The sequence below is a fragment of the uncultured Porticoccus sp. genome (genome assembly GCF_913061305.1).
In the GTDB taxonomy this organism is placed as follows: domain Bacteria; phylum Pseudomonadota; class Gammaproteobacteria; order Pseudomonadales; family Porticoccaceae; genus Porticoccus.
Genome location: NZ_CAJXST010000013.1, coordinates 1 through 18,784 on the forward strand (window position 1 = coordinate 1; position 18,784 = coordinate 18,784).

Consider the following 18,784-nt stretch of genomic DNA (forward strand, 5'->3'; position numbering starts at 1 on the left):
ACCTCTGACCTCTGCCTCCGGAGGGCAGCGCTCTATCCAGCTGAGCTACGGGTGCGTTGCTGACTATCTGAATTGTAGACCCATTACGCTTCTGGGTTAGTCGATACGATACCGCTATACTGTACGACGATTTTGATATGGATAAGGTTATCTGAGCGGGCGCCATGATATAGCGTCACTGTCCGTTAGTCTATTTTTCTGGCAGTCTCGCTCATCTGTAAAAAATGGACGGTATCTGGAAAATAATTCCTGCAGGGTATCGTTTAGTGATTTGTCTGTTCAAGGAGTGTTGTATCCGTGAGAGTTGGGTTACTTGTCAGTATTGTTGGATTGCTTGTTCTTGCCGGCTGCACCCAGGTGCAACCGCAGAGTGAGTCAGCGACTAGTGTGGGCGAAGATCAGCCCAAAGTGGATGCGACCTCTGTGGATCCGTTGTGCCCTGCCCCGCCCCCCTGTCCGGTTTGCAAGGTGCCGGCGGTGATGTGTCCCGAACCCAAAGTCGTTGAAAAGGTTGTGATCAAGACGGTGCCCGCCACTGCAGGTGAGTTGAACCTGCCGATTATTGGGGAAATCGAGAATGTCTTTGTTGACCCACCCGGTATCAAGCTGGAGGCTAGGGTTGATAGCGGGGCTGAAACCTCCTCCATTCATGCGGAGAATATCCAGATGATAGAGAGGGATGGCATTCGATTTGTCCGGTTTGTCATTCCCGATCCCAAAACAGGTGAACCTATCGGTCTGGAGCAAAAGCTGGCTCGCACAGTATTGATCAAACGAAAAGTTGGTGAACCGGAGCGTCGCTATGTAGTGAAGCTCTGGATAACCATGGGCGAGATTAAAGAGAATATCGAAGTAACCCTTTCCGATCGTGAAGACTTTGAGTTTTCTTTTCTGGTTGGCCGTAACCTGCTGACGGATACCGCCATTATCGACGTCAGTCGCAAACATACACTGAAGTAATTAGCCATGATGTCTTCCAAACTGCAAATTTCACTGGTGGCAGGTCTATTGATCGCTGTCGGTCTGGGATTAACGTTGTATAAAACGATTGAGCTGGACTTCCCCCTGTTGCCCGGTGAAAAGCAGGATGTCTGGACACTGGAGTCCAAGATCACCTTCAATCCGGGTGACGGCCCGGTGGAAATTGCTCTGGCACTGCCGGAAACCCAGGCGGGCTGGGTGATGCTCGACGAATATTTTGCCTCCTCGGGGTTCGGTTTTTCGGTGGAGGATGATGCGGGAAAGCGGCAGGCAAAGTGGACCCGCCAGTCCCAGGAGCACCCCACGACACTCTATTACAAGTTGCAGGTTTATCGTGCGGACACCTCAGGGCTGGGGGCCAGTCCGGTACCTTCGGTGATGCCTCCTGAGCTCAGCGCTGACCGGCGGACCGCCATGGAGCGCGTGGTATCCAGCTTGCGGGAACGCTCCTCCGGTCCGGTCAGCTTTACGGCACTACTGCTGCAGCAGCTGGCCCAGGGCGGGATGGATCAGGATGCAGCGTTTTTGTTTGATACCCGTGAGGCAACTGATCTGACCGTGGCCATGGATGTACTCTCTTTTGCCGGGATTCCCTCCCAGCGAGTGCGAGGGGTGTATCTGGAAGACGGTCGCCGCCGCCAGCAAATGTCGACGCTGTTGGAGGTGTTTGATAACGGTAGTTGGTATCTGTTCGATCCCGCTACAGCGAAGCCCGGTTTGCCCGATAACTTTTTTGTCTGGCAGCGGGGTGAGCGGTTCGTGCTCGATGTGATCGGCGGCACCAGCTCGCAGCTGGAATTTGCCATCGTTAAAAATACCCTGCCTGTCAAAACCGTGTTGTCCATGGAGCAACAGGCAGGGGACAAACTGATGCTGGATTTCTCGATTTATGCCCTACCGGTGGAGCAGCAGGGCATGTTCAAAGGTTTGTTACTGCTGCCCGTGGGTGCCCTTGTGGTGGTGCTGCTCAGGGTGATGGTGGGGATTCGCACATCGGGTACCTTCATGCCGATTCTTATTGCGCTGGCATTTATTCAAACTTCGCTAATTACCGGATTGGTGATCTTTCTGACTGTTGTGAGTGCCGGGCTGTGGATTCGCTCCTACCTCTCCCATCTCAATCTCTTGTTGGTGGCGAGGATCACCGCTGTGGTCATACTGGTGATCCTGATCATGGCCACTTTGAGCATCGTTACCTACAAGCTGGGCTTTGAACAGGCCCTCACCGTGACGTTCCTGCCGACGATCATTCTGTCCTGGACCATTGAGCGGATGTCGATTTTATGGGAAGAGGAGGGCGCACACGAAGTGTTGATTCAGGGTGGTGGCAGTCTGCTGGCGGCCATTCTCGCCTACCTGTTGATGACCATGGAGTTGGTGGCACACCTGACATTTAATTTCCCCGAGTTGATGATCAGTCTGCTGGGCGTGGTGCTGTTGTTGGGTAAATACACGGGTTACCGTCTGTCAGAGTTGTATCGTTTCCGCTATCTGAGGAAGGACTGGCAGTGAAATTCATTTCTCCAGGTGAATTGCGTCGGCTGGGCGTATTGGGTATGAACAGCCGCAACGTCGATTACATTGGTGCCGCCAATGAACGCCACCGGTTTCCGTTGGTGGATGACAAGCTGAAAACCAAACGCCTGGCCCAGGACCACGGTATGCGTGTGCCGAAACTATTTGGTGTCCTCTCCATTCAGCACGAAATACAGGATCTGGAAAAGATGCTTGAGGGGCTGGAGCGCTTTGTAATCAAGCCTGCTCAGGGTAGTGGTGGCAAGGGGATATTGGTGATTTGTGAGCGCCGAGCTCAGGAGTTCGTCAAGTCCTCCGGTACAGTGATTAATCTGCGCGATGTGAAGCGTCATACCTCCAACATCCTCAGCGGTCTCTACAGTCTTGGCGGGCGAACGGATGTGGCAATGATTGAAGACATGATTGTCTTTGATCCCCTGCTCAGTGATTTCAGCTACGAGGGGGTTCCGGATATCCGGGTGATCGTGTATCGGGGATTTCCAGTGATGGCGATGATGCGCTGTGCAACCCATGCCTCGGATGGTAAAGCGAATCTCCACCAGGGTGCCGTGGGCGTTGGGCTGGACATCGAAAGCGGTTTTAGTGTCTGTGCGGTTCAGAACAACGTCAGAGTCGATACGCACCCCGATACCGGTATTGGCTTTAAGCACCTGCAGTTGCCCCATTGGCAGGAAATTCTCAACCTGGCCTGTGGTTGTTACGAAATGACTGGCTTGGGTTATTTCGGTGCGGATATTGTGCTCGACAAGTACCGGGGGCCGATGATTCTCGAGCTCAACGCCAGACCGGGTCTGGCCATACAGATTGCCAATCAGGCCGGGTTGGCAAAACGCTTGCAAGCCATAGATCGGCTTGAGACTGTTGATCGGTCCATCGCTGAGCGGACGGAACTGGCGAGAACAATGTTCGCTCAGAAACCGGATCAGGTATAACCCTTTCCGGCTTTGAACTTTAACCCCAAACAACATTCACCCCGGAAGTTTATGCGTTATAATAACGCACTGAATCTGGTCGTTAATACGCAAAAATGGAGACGAAAATGAACCAATTGAAAAAGCTGAGTGTGTTTGGCGCTGCTTTGCTGCTGGTCGCCGGTATGGCCGGTTGCGGTTCTGAGGAGCAGGAAGTGCAGCTGACTGCCCAGCAAGAGAAGGACATGTCCGAGCGTCTCGCACCTGCCGGTGAAGTGGTTTTGGCGGGTAACGTACCTGAACCGACCAAAGTTGCCTCAGCTGGGCCTCGCTCCGGAGAAGATATTTACAACAGCAAGTGCGTTGCCTGTCACTCCAGTGGAGCAGGTGGTGCACCAAAAACCGGTGTGGCCAGTGACTGGTCGCCCCGTATTGATCAGGGTATGGATGTACTCTATGCCAATGCCATCAGCGGGATTCGCGGTATGCCGGCGAAAGGCCTGTGTATGGATTGCTCCGATGACGAGGTTAAAGCAGCTGTGGACTATATCCTGGAGAAGAGTAAATAATCGGCTCTTTTATGATAAAAACCGCGCTATTGGCGCGGTTTTTTTATGGCTGCGGGCTTTGTGCCCGAGTGCTAGTATCTCAAAGAACCTGTTTTGGTTCATTTTCATAACCTGAATGTCGAGTGCCATGCATACCTGTAGTGGTTTAATTCTGGCTGGAGGACTGTCAACGCGAATGGGCTCAGATAAGGCCTCTTTGCAGCGCAACCACCAGACGATGAAAGATTTTAATCAGGCGTTACTTTCTGAGCTTGGCCTTGATGTGGTCGTGGCGGGCGGTTCTTCAGGCATACCCGACCTGATTCCCAGGGCCGGCCCCCTGGCAGCTATCTATTCTGTCCTGCAAACCATACAGCCTTCTGAATTATTGGTCCTTCCTGTCGATATGCCACTGTTGACCACAACAGTGTTGGGGGTATTGTTGGAGGAGGGCGAGAAAGCTGGTGTACCTGTCTGTTATGAGGATTGTTATCTGCCGCTGTACCTGCCAGTCACACAGGCCCTGCGGGACTACCTCGATAAAGTTTTTACGGAGGGCTGCGATCAACCGCGTTCGTTGAAGCGGATGCTTACTGCACTGCATGGTCGACAATTGCCCATAGTGGATGCCAATGCGCTGCTTAATGCCAATACGCCCGAGGAGTGGCAGCGAGTGGTGAAGATGCTGGATAACCTCGATTGAGGGCTCAGAAGGCATGTCAATGTGGCTGTCTGCTGAGTGGCCGTGCTCTGTGATGGCCAAAACGTAACCGATACCCCGATAAGGTAATCAGCCAACGGCCTGGTGAACGTATTCCGGACTTGACCTGATGTCTTGATCGGGTACGCTCCAGATATCCCTATTAATTGGCTTTGTTTATGCCGCCCATGCCTGACAGCAAATCAACCGTATTGACCGACCGCTTTGGCCGGGTCGTCAACTATCTGCGCCTGTCGGTGACAGATCGTTGTGATTTTCGCTGTGTCTACTGCATGGCGGAGGACATGGTCTTCGTGCCTCGTCAGCAGTTGCTGACCCTGGAAGAACTGGCATTTGTTGGTCAGGCGTTTGTCGAACTGGGTGTAAGTCGTATCCGTATTACCGGTGGCGAACCGTTGGTGCGGCGCAATCTGATGTCACTGGTACACAGCCTGGGTAAATTGGCGGGGCTGAACGAATTGCTGCTGACCACTAACGGTGCAAGGCTTGAGTCGGTTGCGGGGGAATTAGTTGATGCCGGTGTCAAACGCATCAATGTCAGCCTCGACTCCCTGCAACCGCTGCGCTTTGCGGCGATTACCCGCACAGGTGAATTGCACCGTGTCCTGAGTGGTATTGCGGCCGCCCAGCGGGCCGGTATTGAGCGGGTCAAGATCAATACGGTGATCATGCGTGGCCAGAATGATGACGAAATTATAGCGCTGCTGGAGTTTGTCCTGGAACACGGCCTGGATATCAGCTTTATTGAGGAGATGCCCCTGGGGGTGACAAGCCGGTCTGATCGTCAGAGCGAACTCGTCAGCAGTCAGGAAATTCGAGCCAGGATCAGTAGCTTTTACCCTTTAATGGCCAGTGCAGAAACATCCCCCGGGCCATCACGATATTACCGAATACCCGGCAGCAACAGCCGGATCGGCTTTATTTCCCCTAACACGCACAATTTTTGTGAAAGTTGTAACCGTGTGCGAGTGACTTGTGAAGGGCAGTTGTTGTTGTGCCTCGGCAACGAGCACTCAGTGGATCTGCGGGCGGTGATTCGCTCTCACCCCGGCGATATGGATATCCTCAAAAAAGCCATTGTTGAGGCCATGGTCATCAAGCCGGAACGACACCATTTTTACGATCCGGATCGGCCACAGGTAGTGCGCTTCATGAATGCTACCGGTGGCTGAGAATTTTGGCGTGCCGCAATAATCACCGACAGTTGACAACGGAACCGATTGGTCCATAATTCGTCTATGAATCTGGGCAGACCAAGAGAATTTGATATTGATCGCACACTGGAATCCGCGACCCGGCAATTCTGGGCGGTGGGTTATGAGGCGACTTCTCTCCAGGACTTGCTGCGTGTCATGCACTTATCCAAAAGCAGTCTTTATCAGACCTTTGGCAACAAACAGCAGCTGTTTATTCAATGCCTGGACCATTACCGGCAAAGCATGGTTGTTCAATTGGAGGAAAAACTGGCTGCGAATAATTCCGCCAAGGGATTTCTCCGGGAATTTCTTGAAGACATTGTTGCAGAAGCTCAACAGAAAACCGGTCGCAAGGGCTGCCTGCTGGTTAATACCGCCAGTGAGCTTTGTCAGCGGATTCCCGAGGTGCAGCTGGCCGTAGCAGAGGGTGCCGGTGCAGTATTGAAAGTTTTTCGCCGCGCGATGGAACTTGCTGTGGAACAGGGAGACATTGCTTCGTCTGCCTCCCTTGAGAGCCTGGTGAATTTCTATTTTTCCGGGGCAAGTGGTCTGCGGACCATGGTCAAAGCCGGTGTCGACAAACATGACCTAGAACCCGTGGTGGCATTGATCATGGATACCATCAAATAATTTTTTGCCGATTAAAGGACCAATAGGTCCTTAATGGCTTTCGTAAAAAAACCTGTGAAAAGCATCGGTGGCTCACTTGGGTTGTTATAAAGGCCATTTTTCGAGGGGGGCTATCAATAGCTGTATTTTTGAGTAACTGGCAAATAAACGTAAAAATTTTTGCCCTATTTTGAACCGTAAAGTCCATATCAGGAGTAAATACCATGAAATCTGAATACAAAATGTCACAACCGGCAGTGGAGCTGAATTCAGCGTCAGAGGAAATAAAAAATATTTTAACCGAACAAAAAAATAACTTTGGTTTTCTTCCCAACATGTACGCCACGATGGCCAATGCGCCTTCCATGCTGAAGATGTACCTGGATGGTTATCAGTTATTCCGGCAGGAAGCCACCTTTTCGCCAGCAGAACAGGAAGTGGTTTTTCTGACCATAAGCCGTGAAAACGGTTGCGACTACTGCATGGGTGCACACAGCATGATTGCGGACAAAATGTCGGGGGTTCCCGCTGACGTGACGGAGTCCATACGCAACAACGCACCAATTGATGACCCGAAATTGCAGGTATTGCACGACTTTGTGGTCACCATGTTGAACAAACGGGGTGCTCCTTCACGTGCAGAAGTGGAGTGTTTTCTGGCCGCAGGTTATACCGAACAGCAAGTGCTGGAATTGATTGTGGCGATAGCGGTGAAAACGCTGAGCAACTACAGCAATCACCTGTTTCATACTGAGCTGGATGAGGTCTTTGCCGACTATCGTTGGGTAGGATAAGCCTGTGTAGCTGGCAGAGGAGACTCTCTCCTCTGCCTTGCCCTCCCTTGTTGTCAACGCTATCTGGCACAATCTCGGGGAGGAAAGAGCCCACAATAGGCACAAGCTAAGAGTCAAGTTTAATAGGCTGAACGCCAATAAACCTCTCGGAAGTTAACTTACATCGAAATTAAATACCGGCCTTTAAAAATGACAACACCATGAATTGTTGTGTCCTTATTAAGCTCAAAAATTCTGTTTGGCCAGTCGTGGTTTAACGCCATCAGGTATAAATGACCACTGTCCTGGATGAGTTGTCTGCACTTGAACCGCTTGTCCGATGGGTCAAAAAAAATGACAAAGTTGCCTGGTTCGGCGTCTACAGCTGGATCTACAAAGAGTATTTCCCCCTCGTAAAGCGCCGGCTCCATACTGCAGCTATCCATAGATAGAACAAAAGATTGTTCGCTACAGGGGCAAGGGCATGGTAGACGATCTGCGTCAGGGTGACCGTGTTCTTGCCGTGATGGGGCGAGGTTTTCCCATGAAAATAAGGGTAAAAATCTTAGTTGGAAGTCCTCGTATGCGGTTTGCTTTCTATGGTTAATCGCGTGAAACGTATGAGGTTCATCCATCCATCCCATGGGTTTGTTCATACCCTTTTCGAGTTTCTCCGCCAAATTGATTCCTACCTGCCTGGGCGTGCCATTCTGGGTCGGCGTTTGGTTTCGAATTTGACTTAGGTAGGAGCTGTTTGTACCGGTTAGCCTGGCGAGCGTGACCGCTGATCCAGCTTCTGAAATCAGGGCTTCTAGGTTCTGCCGTCGGATATATGGCAGCTTTCTATTTCTGGGTGTTGTCGACATGACTTTGCTGCTGAGTGTGCTGATACATGTTTTTTTAGTTGTTGGCAATTCTAGCAGTGTTTGGGCAGTGCTTGGGCGGCAGTTTAGCATTCTGATAAACAAATTGTGCTAAAACAATATTGAATTGGTTTGCACTTAAAGCTAATGTTGTTGAGCATGGAGCTAAAGGTAGTGTTGCGCATGGAGCTAAGTGAGTTCTTGAAGAGAGCCAGTAAAAGGGAGAGGGCTGAATTGGCGGAGGTATGTAACAACTCAGTTTCATACCTTTATCAGCTGGCAGGGAAGCATCGTTTTGCCAGCGCTTTGTTAGCAATAAAAATAGAAATAGTGTCTGGGCGAATAGCAAAAAAATCTGATGGAAGGCTTGATCTGGTTCCCAGGGAAAGCCTTGTCAGGTATCCGGAAATATTTATGGATATAAATAAAATAATTTCAGAAGTGTTTTAAAAATAATAATTTATCAATTATAAGGATATTGTAAATATGATTATTTTAAATAATAAAAAATTATCTATTAATTTTATTCTAATATGCTTTTTTGTTCATTTTCCGCTAATTGCCTTTTCTGATGAAGGTATCAATCCATCATGGAATATATCCGGGTGGATTAATGAGAGCATATCTTATTACGATGATGGTGAAGGTAGTGATGCGGTTCAGATCTCCGATAATGGTACTACGTTAGGTAGTCGGATTACCTTTTCTGGCTCGGCAACTCTGCCGGGAGAATTGAATGCGGGTTTTGATGTAACTATCGAACCCTTCTCCGGTAATCCAAACTTTCTGGATGGCATTGAAAGTGGCCAGATTACACCGCTTGTCTTTTCCAACCAGGATAATCTGGATTCTTTTAATGGTGGTGATATCGGATTGCTTGGAAGCAGTATTTTCATTGGAGGTAGCTGGGGCAAGGTTACCATTGGTTTGCAGAGCATGCCGACAGATAACATAGGTGTGTTGGGTGATCCCTCAATGACTATTTGGTCAGGTGTCGGAGCCTTGTTTCGTGGCTCCGGTTTTTTTATCCGCGGCGCGGAGGGTGCTGGCCTGTTAGAAGGCGGAGCAACTTGGGGTAGCTTTGCTCAATGCATGACGCTAAATGGCTTGGGTATTGGAATCGACTGTAATGGGGTTTACCGCAATGGTGTTCGGTATGACCTTCCAGCTTTTGGTCCCGTTAGTATTGCCGTCGGTTATGCAAACGATGACATCTATGACATTGCTGCTAAATACAGTGACAAAGTTGGTGATATGGAGCTGAGGTTTCATGTCGGTTATGCCTATAACGCCGATGGCGGTGCAAATGTTGCTGAGCGAACAGTAACCACAGTTGCTGGTGTAGATACCGGGATGACGGCCGGTGGAGATCCTGTTTTGGTAGATGTTACTTCTGTGTCATTGGGTGATACAGAAACAGAAATGCTGACCATGCAGATGGGTTTGATGGATACAGCAACAGGCTTGTTTGGTTCATTTACCTGGCAGCATGAAGAGGCCAGTGGTGATGTCTCTGAGTTCGCAGAGGATGAGAATAATGCCTATTACACCAAGCTGGGCATCCGTAAGCGTTGGAACAAGCTGGGTGATACGGCCTTTTATGCCGAGTATGGACAATATGATGATCAATACAGTGCACTGCTTGGAGAGCAAGGTGTGACAGGTTCTAAATTGACTCGTACCGGTATGGCGTTAGAGCAATATTTCGGTAGCAAGATGATTGTGTATATGAAATATGAGCAGCTGGATGTCGATGTTGAGGGAACCGATGCTGTAGAAGAAATCTATGACGATGTCGATGAGCTTAATCTGTTTTCAATGGGCGTCACTTACTTCTTCTAAGCCCCATGCGGACCTCGTCAATAAAAATAATCCTATACAAGGAAGGGAGTTAAACAAATGAATATTTCTCGTGTTAAAAAGACCAGGAAGCTGGCCACGGTTTGTGTGATGGGTACATTGCTGTCCATGACGCTATCCACAGTAACAGTAGCGGCCGACCATGCCAGAAATATAACTGACAAAGAAATTAACGAAACATCCAATACAGCCGATTGGCTTGCCTATGGGCGGACACACTCGGAACAGAGGTTTAGTCCGCTTAAAGATATCAACGTAAAGAATGTCGGCAAACTCAAACCGGAATGGTACTTTGACATTCCGGACAAAACCGACATGACGAGTACACCGTTGGTTGTTGACGGTGTTATGTACCATATAGGCCACTTAAACGTTGTTCGAGCGATTGATGCTCGCACAGGTAAGAAGCTCTGGGAATACGACCCTAAAGTTGCTAAAGAGGTACTAGACAACAGTATGCGTCGTGTGTTTTGGGGCAACAGTCGAGGTCTTTCAACCTATGGTGACAAGCTCTATATCGCTACTTGGGATGGTCGTATTGTGGCCATCACGAGAAAAGATGGTAGAGAAGTTTGGCAAACCAGAACCTTCCCCATAGATTCACAATTGAACATTACCGGCCATGTCAAAGCATTTGACGGCAAGTTGTTTGTTGGCAATGGCGGCACGGAACTGGGTCCCACGCGTGGTTTTGTAACGGCTTATGATACTGAGACCGGTGAGAAGCTCTGGCGCTGGTACCTTGTTCCTGGTAACCCTGCTGACGGGTTTGAAAACGAAGCGATGGAAATGGCGGCTAAAACCTGGACCGGGAAATGGTGGGAGCATGGTGGTGGTGGTAACGCCTGGCACGCATGGACATATGATGAGGAATTTGACCAAATCATATTTGGTACCGGTAATGGATCTCCCTGGAATAGAAAAATTCGTAGCCCTGAAGGCGGTGACAACCTGTTTCTGAGTTCTGTTGTGGCGCTTGATGCTGACACTGGTAAGTATAAGTGGCATGTCCAGACATGCCCCCGGCGATACTTGGGATTATAACTCGAATATGGATATCGTTCTTGCCGATCTTAATATTGATGGTAAAGATGTAAAGGCTGCGATACATGCACCCAAAAATGGGTTCTTCTATGTGATCGATCGTACCAATGGCAAGGTTTTGTCTGCTGAAAAGTACGTGGAAGCCAATTGGTCAACAAAATTCGATCTCGAAAAGCAGCGGCACGTGATACCAGAAAGCTCTTATTACCCTGATGGAAAGAAAAATATCTACCCATCTTTCTGGGGTGGGCATAACTGGCACGCCATGTCCTTCAATCCAGAATTGGGATTGGCCTTTATCCCGTCTATGCATTTATCAGTGGATTTCACAGATGCGGGTAAGGATACAGATACGAGCTTTCGGGCCACTAAATTTAGGTTTGGGCTTGGTGTCGGAGCTGCTCTGAAGACCATGCCGGGTAAGCCTCTTGGATCGCTTCAGGCCTGGGACCCGGTGACCCAGAAGCGTGTCTGGGAAGTAGAACAGCCATTTGCTTGGGCTGGCGGCACACTGACTACGGCCGGTAACCTTGTCTTTCAGGGGCTGCCAGACGGTAAGTTTAAGGCCTACGATGCCCGCAATGGTGAAGTGGTTTGGGCGTATGACGCCGGTCTGGGTATCTCCTCACCACCGATCACCTATAAGCTCGATGGAAAACAAATGGTTGCCATCATGATCGGTCCTGGTGGTGGGTATACCTCCAACTTTCAGGGTTCTGGTGACGTGGGTTTTGAAGGCCATGGTTGGAAGTATGGACTTCATCAGCGCCGCATGATTGCGTTTTCGCTGGACGGTAAGGTTGATGTTCCAAAACAGCCTGCTCCTGAAATTGCCAAGCCGATCGTTGATATGAAATTCAAAGTTGATGAGGAAAAAGCCGCTGCTGGTGCTGGCGTGTATGCCCTCGACCTTTGTATTAGTTGTCATGGTGCTGGTGCCGTTTCGGGTGGTGTTAAAGGGCCAGATCTCCGTGCTTCTGCCATCCCTCTGGACAAGAAAGCGTTCGAATCGGTTGTTCGCGATGGCACTCTTCTCGTAAACGGTATGCCTAGGTTCCACACCCTCAGTGATGAGGATCTTGAGAACTTGCGGCACTATATCCGTCAGCAGGCGCATGGAGGGGCGGCACATGTCGATGCCTCTGGTCACTAACCTCTCTATGGAAGGGTTTCAACTGGTAAAGTAACAGTGTGAATTATTGACCAGATAATAGGTGAGGGCGGGATCCAGGCTCGATCGGGTAAGGATTCCGCCTGTTTAAAACATATCAAGCTGGCTTCTTAATATGGGCGATACGGTGAAAAAAATGCTGTCAAGATATTTTATTGAAAGAAATATAAAAGATATTGCTTCAATGGATGGGGATGGTCGGAAAAAAACATCCTGTCACTCGAATAACGTATTGTTTGAAATGCAGCAAGAAGGTAAGCATATACAATGGGAATATTCATATATCGCCGAAGATAAAACATTTTGTTTTTATCTTTCGGATTCTGTTGATTTGATTTATGAGCATTCTCAAAGAAGTGGCTTCCCTGTTGATAGAGTTTACGAAGTATTTGATTCGATTGATCCAACCACATCCGGTGATAGGCTTTAGTCGTTTTTTATCATTAAATTGATTTGTTTTTTCGATAAAGGGATGTGTCGTGGTAGCTATAAATAAATCGATGCTTGCACTTCTATTGTGCATGCTTTCCACGAATAGCTTTTCAGAAAAAATAGTTGAGATTGATAATTCAGGCAAATCTGAACAAATTCTGGATACCGTGGTAGTGACAGGAGTACGTGAGGAGCAGGCGCTAAAAAAAATGCCTGGCAACACCTCAGTGGTGCCGCTTCAGGCTTTGAACCTTACTGCTCATACTCATTTTCAGGAAGTATTGGTCAGGGTGCCCGGTGCGAATTTTGCTCGGGGTAATGGGCAAGAATACCTGCCTTCTATACGTTCTCCCGTGCTCACAGGTGCAGGAGGCTGTGGTAGTGTGCTTTCTGCAGTAGATGGTATTCCGCTGCGAGCCTCCGGTTTCTGCAATATTAATGAGTTATTTGATGCGCACACGGAAATGGCCGAGCGTATCGAGGTGGTACGTGGACCTGGTAGCGCCTTGTATGGGGCGAATGCAATGAATGGTATTGTGAATATCATTACCCCGAATCCAACATTGCATCCTGAATATAGGATGAGTCTTGAAGGCGGACCTCATGATTACTTGAGGACGAAATATTCCGCATCAGGTACTCAGGGTGCTCACGGTTTTCGAGCGGATGTGTCACTGAGTCACGATGGCGGATACCGTGATGATTCAGGATTCGCTCAGCAGAAATTCACGTTCAAACACGCTTATAGTAAAGAGGCGTTGACGATGACCACATCCTTGTCAATGACCAACCTGAACCAGGAAACTGCTGGTTATATAGTAGGCAAGGATGCCTACAAAATTACCCATCTAAGGAATGATAATCCTAACCCCGAGGCTTACCGGGACACACAGAGTGCACGCTTTTCCAGCCGGATAGATTATCAGTTGACTGATCGCGCGTTGATTACTGTGACACCTTATCTTCGTTATACAGATATGAATTTTCTTCAGCATTTCCTGCCGGGTACTCCCCTGGAAGAAAATGGTCAGAAGAGTTTCGGCCTACAAAGTGCCTACCACAATAGGCTCAGGAATGATCTGACTATCGTCACCGGTGTTGACGTGGAATACACCTCGGCGTTTCTGAAGCAGAGCCAGGATACCCCGACAGAGGGTTCGGTATTCCTGATGGCGACGATTCCAGAGGGTAAGCACTATGATTATGAAGTCGATGCTGTAGTGGTGGCACCCTTTATTCATACCAATTGGCAGCTGACAGAGCGACTGGCGCTGACAGCCGGGCTACGTTATGAAATGCTAAGGTATAACTACGATAATCGTATGCTTAGTGGTAGAACCGATGAAAATGGCATTCCCTGCGGATTTGGAGGGTGTCGGTATAGCCGTCCTCCGGATCAAACCGACAGGTTCGAAAATTGGTCGCCCAAATTTGGGCTTCTCTATGATCTCGCCGACAATCACCAGATTTACTTGAATCTGGCCCAGGGTTTCCGGGCTCCCCAGGCGACCGAGTTGTACCGTCTCGAAAGAGAGCAAGTAGAAGCCGAGCTGGACTCGGAGGAACTGCTGAGTTCCGAACTTGGATTCAGGGGGCAGGCAGAGAAGTTGTCCTATGAAGTAGCCCTGTTTGTTATGAAGAAACGAAATGAGATTTTTCGCGACTCTGACTTTTTTAACGTTGCAGATGGGGAGATTCGCTCCAGAGGTGTGGAACTCGCTTTCGCTTATCAGTTTAATAACCAGTTTGATCTTGCTCTGGCAGCCAGTTACGCGAAGCACGAGTACAGCGATGAGCGCCTTTCCGGCGGTATAGAAATTGATGGTAATGAGGTGGATGCCGCGCCTAAACATTTTGGCAGTGCCAGGCTGGGTTGGGATTTTCGCTCTTCTGGCAGGGTGGAACTAGAGTGGCTGAACCAAGGGAAATACTATACCGATCCTGAAAATGAACACCGCTACGATGGCCATAATTTGTTTAATCTCTATGGTTACTGGCAAGTGACTCCACATTGGAAACTGAATCTACGTGTAACCAATCTGGCAGATCGAAAATATGCCGAACGAGCAGACTATACCAGCTTTAGTGGGAATCGCTATTTTCCAGGTGAGCCTAGGTCAATTTATTTTGGAGTAGCGAGAAAGTGGTGAAAAAAATAATTAAATAAAAGGTAGGGGATTGATGGATGAAAAGTGCTGATAACAAGATTTTTGAGATTGATGGAGCAAGCTTTAATCCCGATAGTGGTAAGGATGATTTATCCTGGCGCGCTAACTTTTCCATGTTGAAGGATGTTAGTCACATTTCGAGTTGTATAGAAGGGTTGGCATTTATTAGAAGAGAGTTTGAAAAAAATAAAGAGTCCTGTGAATGGTTCGATATTTATCATGCTGCAATTTTGGTTGAGTCTATCGAATATCTGGCAGAGTATCAGAAGTTATTATTGAGTAATCTTTGTGATTATGTCGATGGTATTCAGTAAAGTTTAAGCAAGGTTATTTATGAATTATTTTAGAAGATATTTATTGATTATTCCGATTATTTTCTACTATTCAAATGTGGTGGCGTTAAATATTTTTAACTTTGACTATTCAGATTCTGAAATTTGGAAGCATGATAAGAATCAATATATTAGATATGAAGATTTTGATTTTAATGAATATGGTTTGAATGATCACCCGATAGATTTGGATATCAATGTTGTCAGGTATGGGCTTTCTTCTTTGAGGTGGAAAAGTGATTTATCCGATAATTTTTTTAACTCTGAAACGATTTTTGATGAAGATAATATTTCTGTATTAAGTCAGTTTTTGGTGGAAGGGCTTGGGGAGGCATCTGCTGAAAAAGATATCATTTTTTCTTTTGAAAAAGTAAAAGAAAGGTTTTACGGATTAAAAAAATCTTCATATTTTATTTCTGGAAGAGCTTTTTATAAGAACGGAAGGCTGAATATTATATTGGGTGAGTATGATAGGCCGAGAAATATCGGTTATGAGGCAGCATACGATCCTTCTAATATCGGGATAGTAGGTTACAATTTAAATCATGGCAGTAGAGAACTAGGTAGGAACGAAGATCTGTGGTCTGAAAAAAAACTTTTTTTGATTGATGGTTTAAGTCAGGGAGGAAGTAATAATGATCACTTTGGTTGGATTTCTATCGATCTTGATAAGGTGATTAAATCGGTTGCGTATCTGAAAGATACGGAAAGAAAAAAAGAACTATTAAAAAATCGCAAAGAGATAGAAGAGGTGATGTCTTTGTCGAATTATAAACACAATAATACGGTAGGAGGCGTGGAAGAAAGATTGGTGGTTTTGAATTCCCTTAGAGAGAAAAACCTTATTTCAGAGGATGAATATCTGTCAAAAAGGAAGGAAATTTTAGGTGACCTATAATCCTGTGTCGCATTCTATGTCTGGGGTGTTCAAGCGTTGTGTCAGCCCAATAATGTCTTAATCACTTCGTTGTTCTATTTCATTTCCTGTGCCTCAATAAAACGTAGCCAGGCCAGTAGCCCGCCATCCAGGCTGGCCCCGTTGAAGCCCAGCTCTTTCAAAAGCGCCAGTGCTTTGCCACTGCGAACGCCACTCTGGCAGTAGCAGAGCACAGTTTCCACACCCTCCAGTTCCGTCAGTCGTTGCGGCAGTTCATCGAGCGGAATGTGTTGTCCGCCGATATGGAATGCCTGACGCTCGGTCGGGCTGCGCACATCCAGTAACACACAATCACCCTGGCGGTGGCGATTCCGGAAGTCCTCAGGATTTAATCGAGTGCCTTCTCTGGTGTCGATATCTCTTGTGTCGAGAGTGCACTGGGGCGGAGTTTCTCGTGGCAAGTTGGGAGCGCCAGCCAGATTGCCGCAGGCGGCGCAGTTGTCGCTACGGGTCAATTGTATGGAGCGGAATTCCAGGTTGAGGGCATCCACCAGCAACAGATGATTTTGCAGCGGTGTCGGCAGTCCCAGCAGGTATTTGATGGCCTCGTTGGCTTGCAGCACGCCGAGCAGGCCAGGCAGTACGCCGATCACCCCGGCGCTGTTGCAGTCCTCCACATTGATGGGGGGCTCTGGAAACAGGCAGCGGAAGCAGGCATTACCGGGGGTAAACAGGGCGCATTGGCCAAAGAATTTCTGGATGCTGGCGAACAGCCAGGGTTTGCCGAGAGCGCAGCAATAGTCGTTGATCAGGTAGCGGGCACTGAAGTTGTCGGTACAGTCCACTACCAGATCGGCAGAGCCCACCAGCTTAGTAGCGTTGTCAGAACCGAGAAAAGCCTCGACGGCATCGACGCGGATATCCGGATTGAGTCGCAGCAGGCGATCTTTGGCGGCCAGGGCCTTGGGCTGTCCCACCTGGTTGTGCTCGAAGATGATCTGCCGCTGCAGGTTGCTGGTGTCCACGACATCGCCGTCTACCAGCGTGAGGTGACCGATTCCGGCGGCGGCCAGATAAAGCGCCACCGGCGAACCCAGTCCACCGGCACCAATCACCAGAATATGGGACTGTTTCAATTTCAGTTGTCCGGCAGCGCCCACTTCCGGCAGCTGGATGTGCCGGGTATAGCGCAGCCATTCGCTGGCACTGAAGCTGGTTATGTTTTCATTCATGGCTCACCCTACTCCGGTTTAATGGCAGCTGCCAATAAAGTGTGGAACTCCCTGCAGGTCTGTTCAGGATCATCTGCCCGGGTGATGGCAGTAATCATTGCCACGCCACTCACTCCAGTGGCGGCGATACCGGGCAGCCGTTCCCGGTTGATACCGCCGATGGCCACCAGCGGATAGTTCAGCATATCCTGCCAGTAGCTGAGTCCTGTGGGACCCTGGGGTGTCCAAGGCATGTCCTTGGTGGTGGTGTGGAAGATCGGGCCGCAGGCGATATAGGAGGGGTTGAAGCTATGGGCTCTGGCCACTTCGTAGTGGCAGTGGCTACTGATGCCCAGCCGCAGGCCAGCGCGGCGAATCGCTTCGATATCGGCGTCGTCCAGATCCTCTTGGCCCAGGTGCACGCCGTAGGCGCCCAGCTCCACGGCCAGCTGCCAATAATCGTTGATAAACAGCCGGCAATCGTAGCGGCGACAGAGCTCAATGGCCGCGGTAATTTCCCGCTTCAGGGCATTCCCCTCCAGATCCTTGACCCGCAGTTGCGCGGTGCTGATGCCGGTGGGCAGCAGGCGCGCCAACCATTCCGCCCGGTCGACGATGGGGTAGAGCCCCAGCGGGGCGTCTGCACAGGGCGGGAAGGCCGGTGGTTCGGGATTGGCGTCTGCCCCGCGGGTCAACAGAGGCAGGTCGATCTGTTGCCCGGGAAAACGCTCGATGGCCACCGGTCCGCCGTCGCCGGCAATGCCATAGCCCTGACGCAGACCCTGATTGATGGCCATCTTGCCGATCACCACCGCGTCTGCCAGGGCATAGCCCCTCGCCAGGGCCGCGGCGATGGCAGAGGACAGGGCACAGCCGGTGCCCCGGCTATGATCAGTTGTCAGGCGCGGACTGGTGAGCCAGAAGGTGTGTTCTTTGGAACAGAAAAAATCCTGGCTGAGTGGGCCGTTACTATGACCGCCCTTCAGCAGCACGGCTTTGACACCGGTGTCCAGCAGAGCGCGGGCGGCACTTTCAACATCGTCGCTGTTGCGAATTGGCAGCCCGCTGAGCTCTTCCGCCTCTTGCCGGTTGGGGGTGAGCAGGGTGCAGACCGGCAGCAGCTCAGACTTGAGGGCGACCGTCAGATCGGATTCCGTGAGGCTGTCGCCGCAACTGCCGGCCAGCACCGGGTCGAGCACCAGTGGAGCGCCGCTGCTTTTTATATCGCTGCGGCGCTCCACCGCGCTGGAGTTCTTAACAAAGTTGCAGACGGCTGTCAGCTGTTCCCTGCCGGGGATCAAACCCACCTTGATGGCGGCGATGGGCATTGTCGCCACGGCCCGCAACTGATTCGCCAGCACCTCACTGTCCACCGGGTGAATGGCCAGCACCTCGCGGTTGTTCTGGGCGGTGTTGGCGGTGATAGCCGCTGCCCCGTGCACGCCCATGGCAGTCAGGGTGCGGATATCCATCTGCACGCCCGCCATGCCGGCGGAATCACTGCCGGCGATGGTGAGGACTACAGGCTTGGTGGGATGTGTCACGGACATG

19 protein-coding genes are annotated in these 18,784 nt (G+C 49.7%); 16 read left to right on the forward strand and 3 right to left on the reverse strand.

The window, feature by feature from the left end:
- Window positions 1-297: 297 nt before the first annotated feature.
- The 8 genes from QZ516_RS12425 to QZ516_RS12460 all read left to right on the forward strand — a co-directional run bounded on the left by QZ516_RS12425 (window position 298) and on the right by QZ516_RS12460 (window position 7,296).
- Window positions 298-960 (forward strand): ATP-dependent zinc protease, encoded by a 663-nt coding sequence (locus QZ516_RS12425; RefSeq protein ID WP_297190373.1) that lies wholly within the window; start codon window positions 298-300, stop codon window positions 958-960.
- Between the two features lie 6 nt (window positions 961-966).
- On the forward strand, window positions 967-2,493 hold the full coding sequence (locus tag QZ516_RS12430; RefSeq protein ID WP_297190376.1) for an inactive transglutaminase family protein: 1,527 nt from the start codon (window positions 967-969) through the stop codon (window positions 2,491-2,493).
- Window positions 2,490-3,449 carry an alpha-L-glutamate ligase-like protein gene (locus tag QZ516_RS12435; RefSeq protein ID WP_297190378.1) on the forward strand — a complete coding sequence of 320 codons (960 nt, stop codon included), beginning with the start codon at window positions 2,490-2,492 and terminating at the stop codon, window positions 3,447-3,449. Before QZ516_RS12430 ends, QZ516_RS12435 begins: the two co-directional genes overlap by 4 nt.
- 107 nt (window positions 3,450-3,556) lie before the next feature.
- Entirely contained in the window at window positions 3,557-3,997 is a 441-nt protein-coding gene (locus QZ516_RS12440) for a c-type cytochrome (RefSeq protein ID WP_297190383.1), read from the forward strand.
- Between the two features lie 127 nt (window positions 3,998-4,124).
- The gene (locus QZ516_RS12445) at window positions 4,125-4,679 is read left to right on the forward strand and encodes a molybdenum cofactor guanylyltransferase (RefSeq protein WP_297190386.1); all 555 of its coding nucleotides are present in this window, start codon (window positions 4,125-4,127) and stop codon (window positions 4,677-4,679) included.
- Between the two features lie 176 nt (window positions 4,680-4,855).
- Window positions 4,856-5,869: a GTP 3',8-cyclase MoaA gene (gene moaA, locus QZ516_RS12450; protein ID WP_297190388.1), complete on the forward strand. Its 1,014-nt coding sequence runs from the start codon at window positions 4,856-4,858 to the stop codon at window positions 5,867-5,869.
- A 66-nt stretch (window positions 5,870-5,935) separates the two neighbouring features.
- Window positions 5,936-6,523, forward strand: coding sequence for a TetR/AcrR family transcriptional regulator (locus tag QZ516_RS12455; RefSeq protein ID WP_297190390.1), 588 nt, complete (start codon window positions 5,936-5,938; stop codon window positions 6,521-6,523).
- 203 nt (window positions 6,524-6,726) lie between these two features.
- Window positions 6,727-7,296 (forward strand): carboxymuconolactone decarboxylase family protein, encoded by a 570-nt coding sequence (locus QZ516_RS12460; RefSeq protein ID WP_297190393.1) that lies wholly within the window; start codon window positions 6,727-6,729, stop codon window positions 7,294-7,296.
- Window positions 7,297-7,454: 158 nt separating this feature from the next.
- On the opposite strand, the gene QZ516_RS12465 is transcribed toward QZ516_RS12460, so the two are convergent.
- Window positions 7,455-8,141, reverse strand: coding sequence for a S24 family peptidase (locus QZ516_RS12465; RefSeq protein ID WP_297190396.1), 687 nt, complete (start codon window positions 8,139-8,141; stop codon window positions 7,455-7,457).
- Window positions 8,142-8,321: 180 nt separating this feature from the next.
- Here QZ516_RS12465 and QZ516_RS12470 point away from each other — a divergent pair, with 180 nt between their 5' ends.
- From QZ516_RS12470 to QZ516_RS12505, 8 genes are all read left to right on the forward strand, one after another.
- Window positions 8,322-8,588: a hypothetical protein gene (locus QZ516_RS12470; RefSeq protein WP_293615418.1), complete on the forward strand. Its 267-nt coding sequence runs from the start codon at window positions 8,322-8,324 to the stop codon at window positions 8,586-8,588.
- Window positions 8,589-8,624: 36 nt separating this feature from the next.
- Window positions 8,625-9,980 (forward strand): porin, encoded by a 1,356-nt coding sequence (locus tag QZ516_RS12475; RefSeq protein WP_293615417.1) that lies wholly within the window; start codon window positions 8,625-8,627, stop codon window positions 9,978-9,980.
- Between the two features lie 57 nt (window positions 9,981-10,037).
- A complete protein-coding gene (locus QZ516_RS12480; protein WP_297190400.1) occupies window positions 10,038-11,042 on the forward strand; it encodes a PQQ-binding-like beta-propeller repeat protein in 1,005 nt (334 codons plus the stop codon).
- 7 nt (window positions 11,043-11,049) lie between these two features.
- Complete coding sequence (locus QZ516_RS12485) at window positions 11,050-12,195, forward strand: c-type cytochrome (protein WP_297190403.1); 1,146 nt, start codon at window positions 11,050-11,052, stop codon at window positions 12,193-12,195.
- Between the two features lie 133 nt (window positions 12,196-12,328).
- Window positions 12,329-12,643: a nickel-binding protein gene (locus QZ516_RS12490; protein ID WP_297190404.1), complete on the forward strand. Its 315-nt coding sequence runs from the start codon at window positions 12,329-12,331 to the stop codon at window positions 12,641-12,643.
- A gap of 49 nt (window positions 12,644-12,692) precedes the next feature.
- Window positions 12,693-14,795 carry a TonB-dependent receptor gene (locus tag QZ516_RS12495; protein WP_297190407.1) on the forward strand — a complete coding sequence of 701 codons (2,103 nt, stop codon included), beginning with the start codon at window positions 12,693-12,695 and terminating at the stop codon, window positions 14,793-14,795.
- Window positions 14,796-14,830: 35 nt separating this feature from the next.
- Entirely contained in the window at window positions 14,831-15,127 is a 297-nt protein-coding gene (locus tag QZ516_RS12500) for a hypothetical protein (RefSeq protein WP_297190410.1), read from the forward strand.
- 19 nt (window positions 15,128-15,146) lie between these two features.
- The gene (locus tag QZ516_RS12505; protein ID WP_297190413.1) at window positions 15,147-16,043 is read left to right on the forward strand and encodes a hypothetical protein; all 897 of its coding nucleotides are present in this window, start codon (window positions 15,147-15,149) and stop codon (window positions 16,041-16,043) included.
- Between the two features lie 74 nt (window positions 16,044-16,117).
- On the opposite strand, the gene QZ516_RS12510 is transcribed toward QZ516_RS12505, so the two are convergent.
- Entirely contained in the window at window positions 16,118-17,254 is a 1,137-nt protein-coding gene (locus tag QZ516_RS12510) for a HesA/MoeB/ThiF family protein (RefSeq protein ID WP_297190415.1), read from the reverse strand.
- Window positions 17,255-17,262: 8 nt separating this feature from the next.
- A complete protein-coding gene (gene thiE / locus QZ516_RS12515; protein ID WP_297190418.1) occupies window positions 17,263-18,783 on the reverse strand; it encodes a thiamine phosphate synthase in 1,521 nt (506 codons plus the stop codon).
- Window position 18,784: the final 1 nt, after the last annotated feature.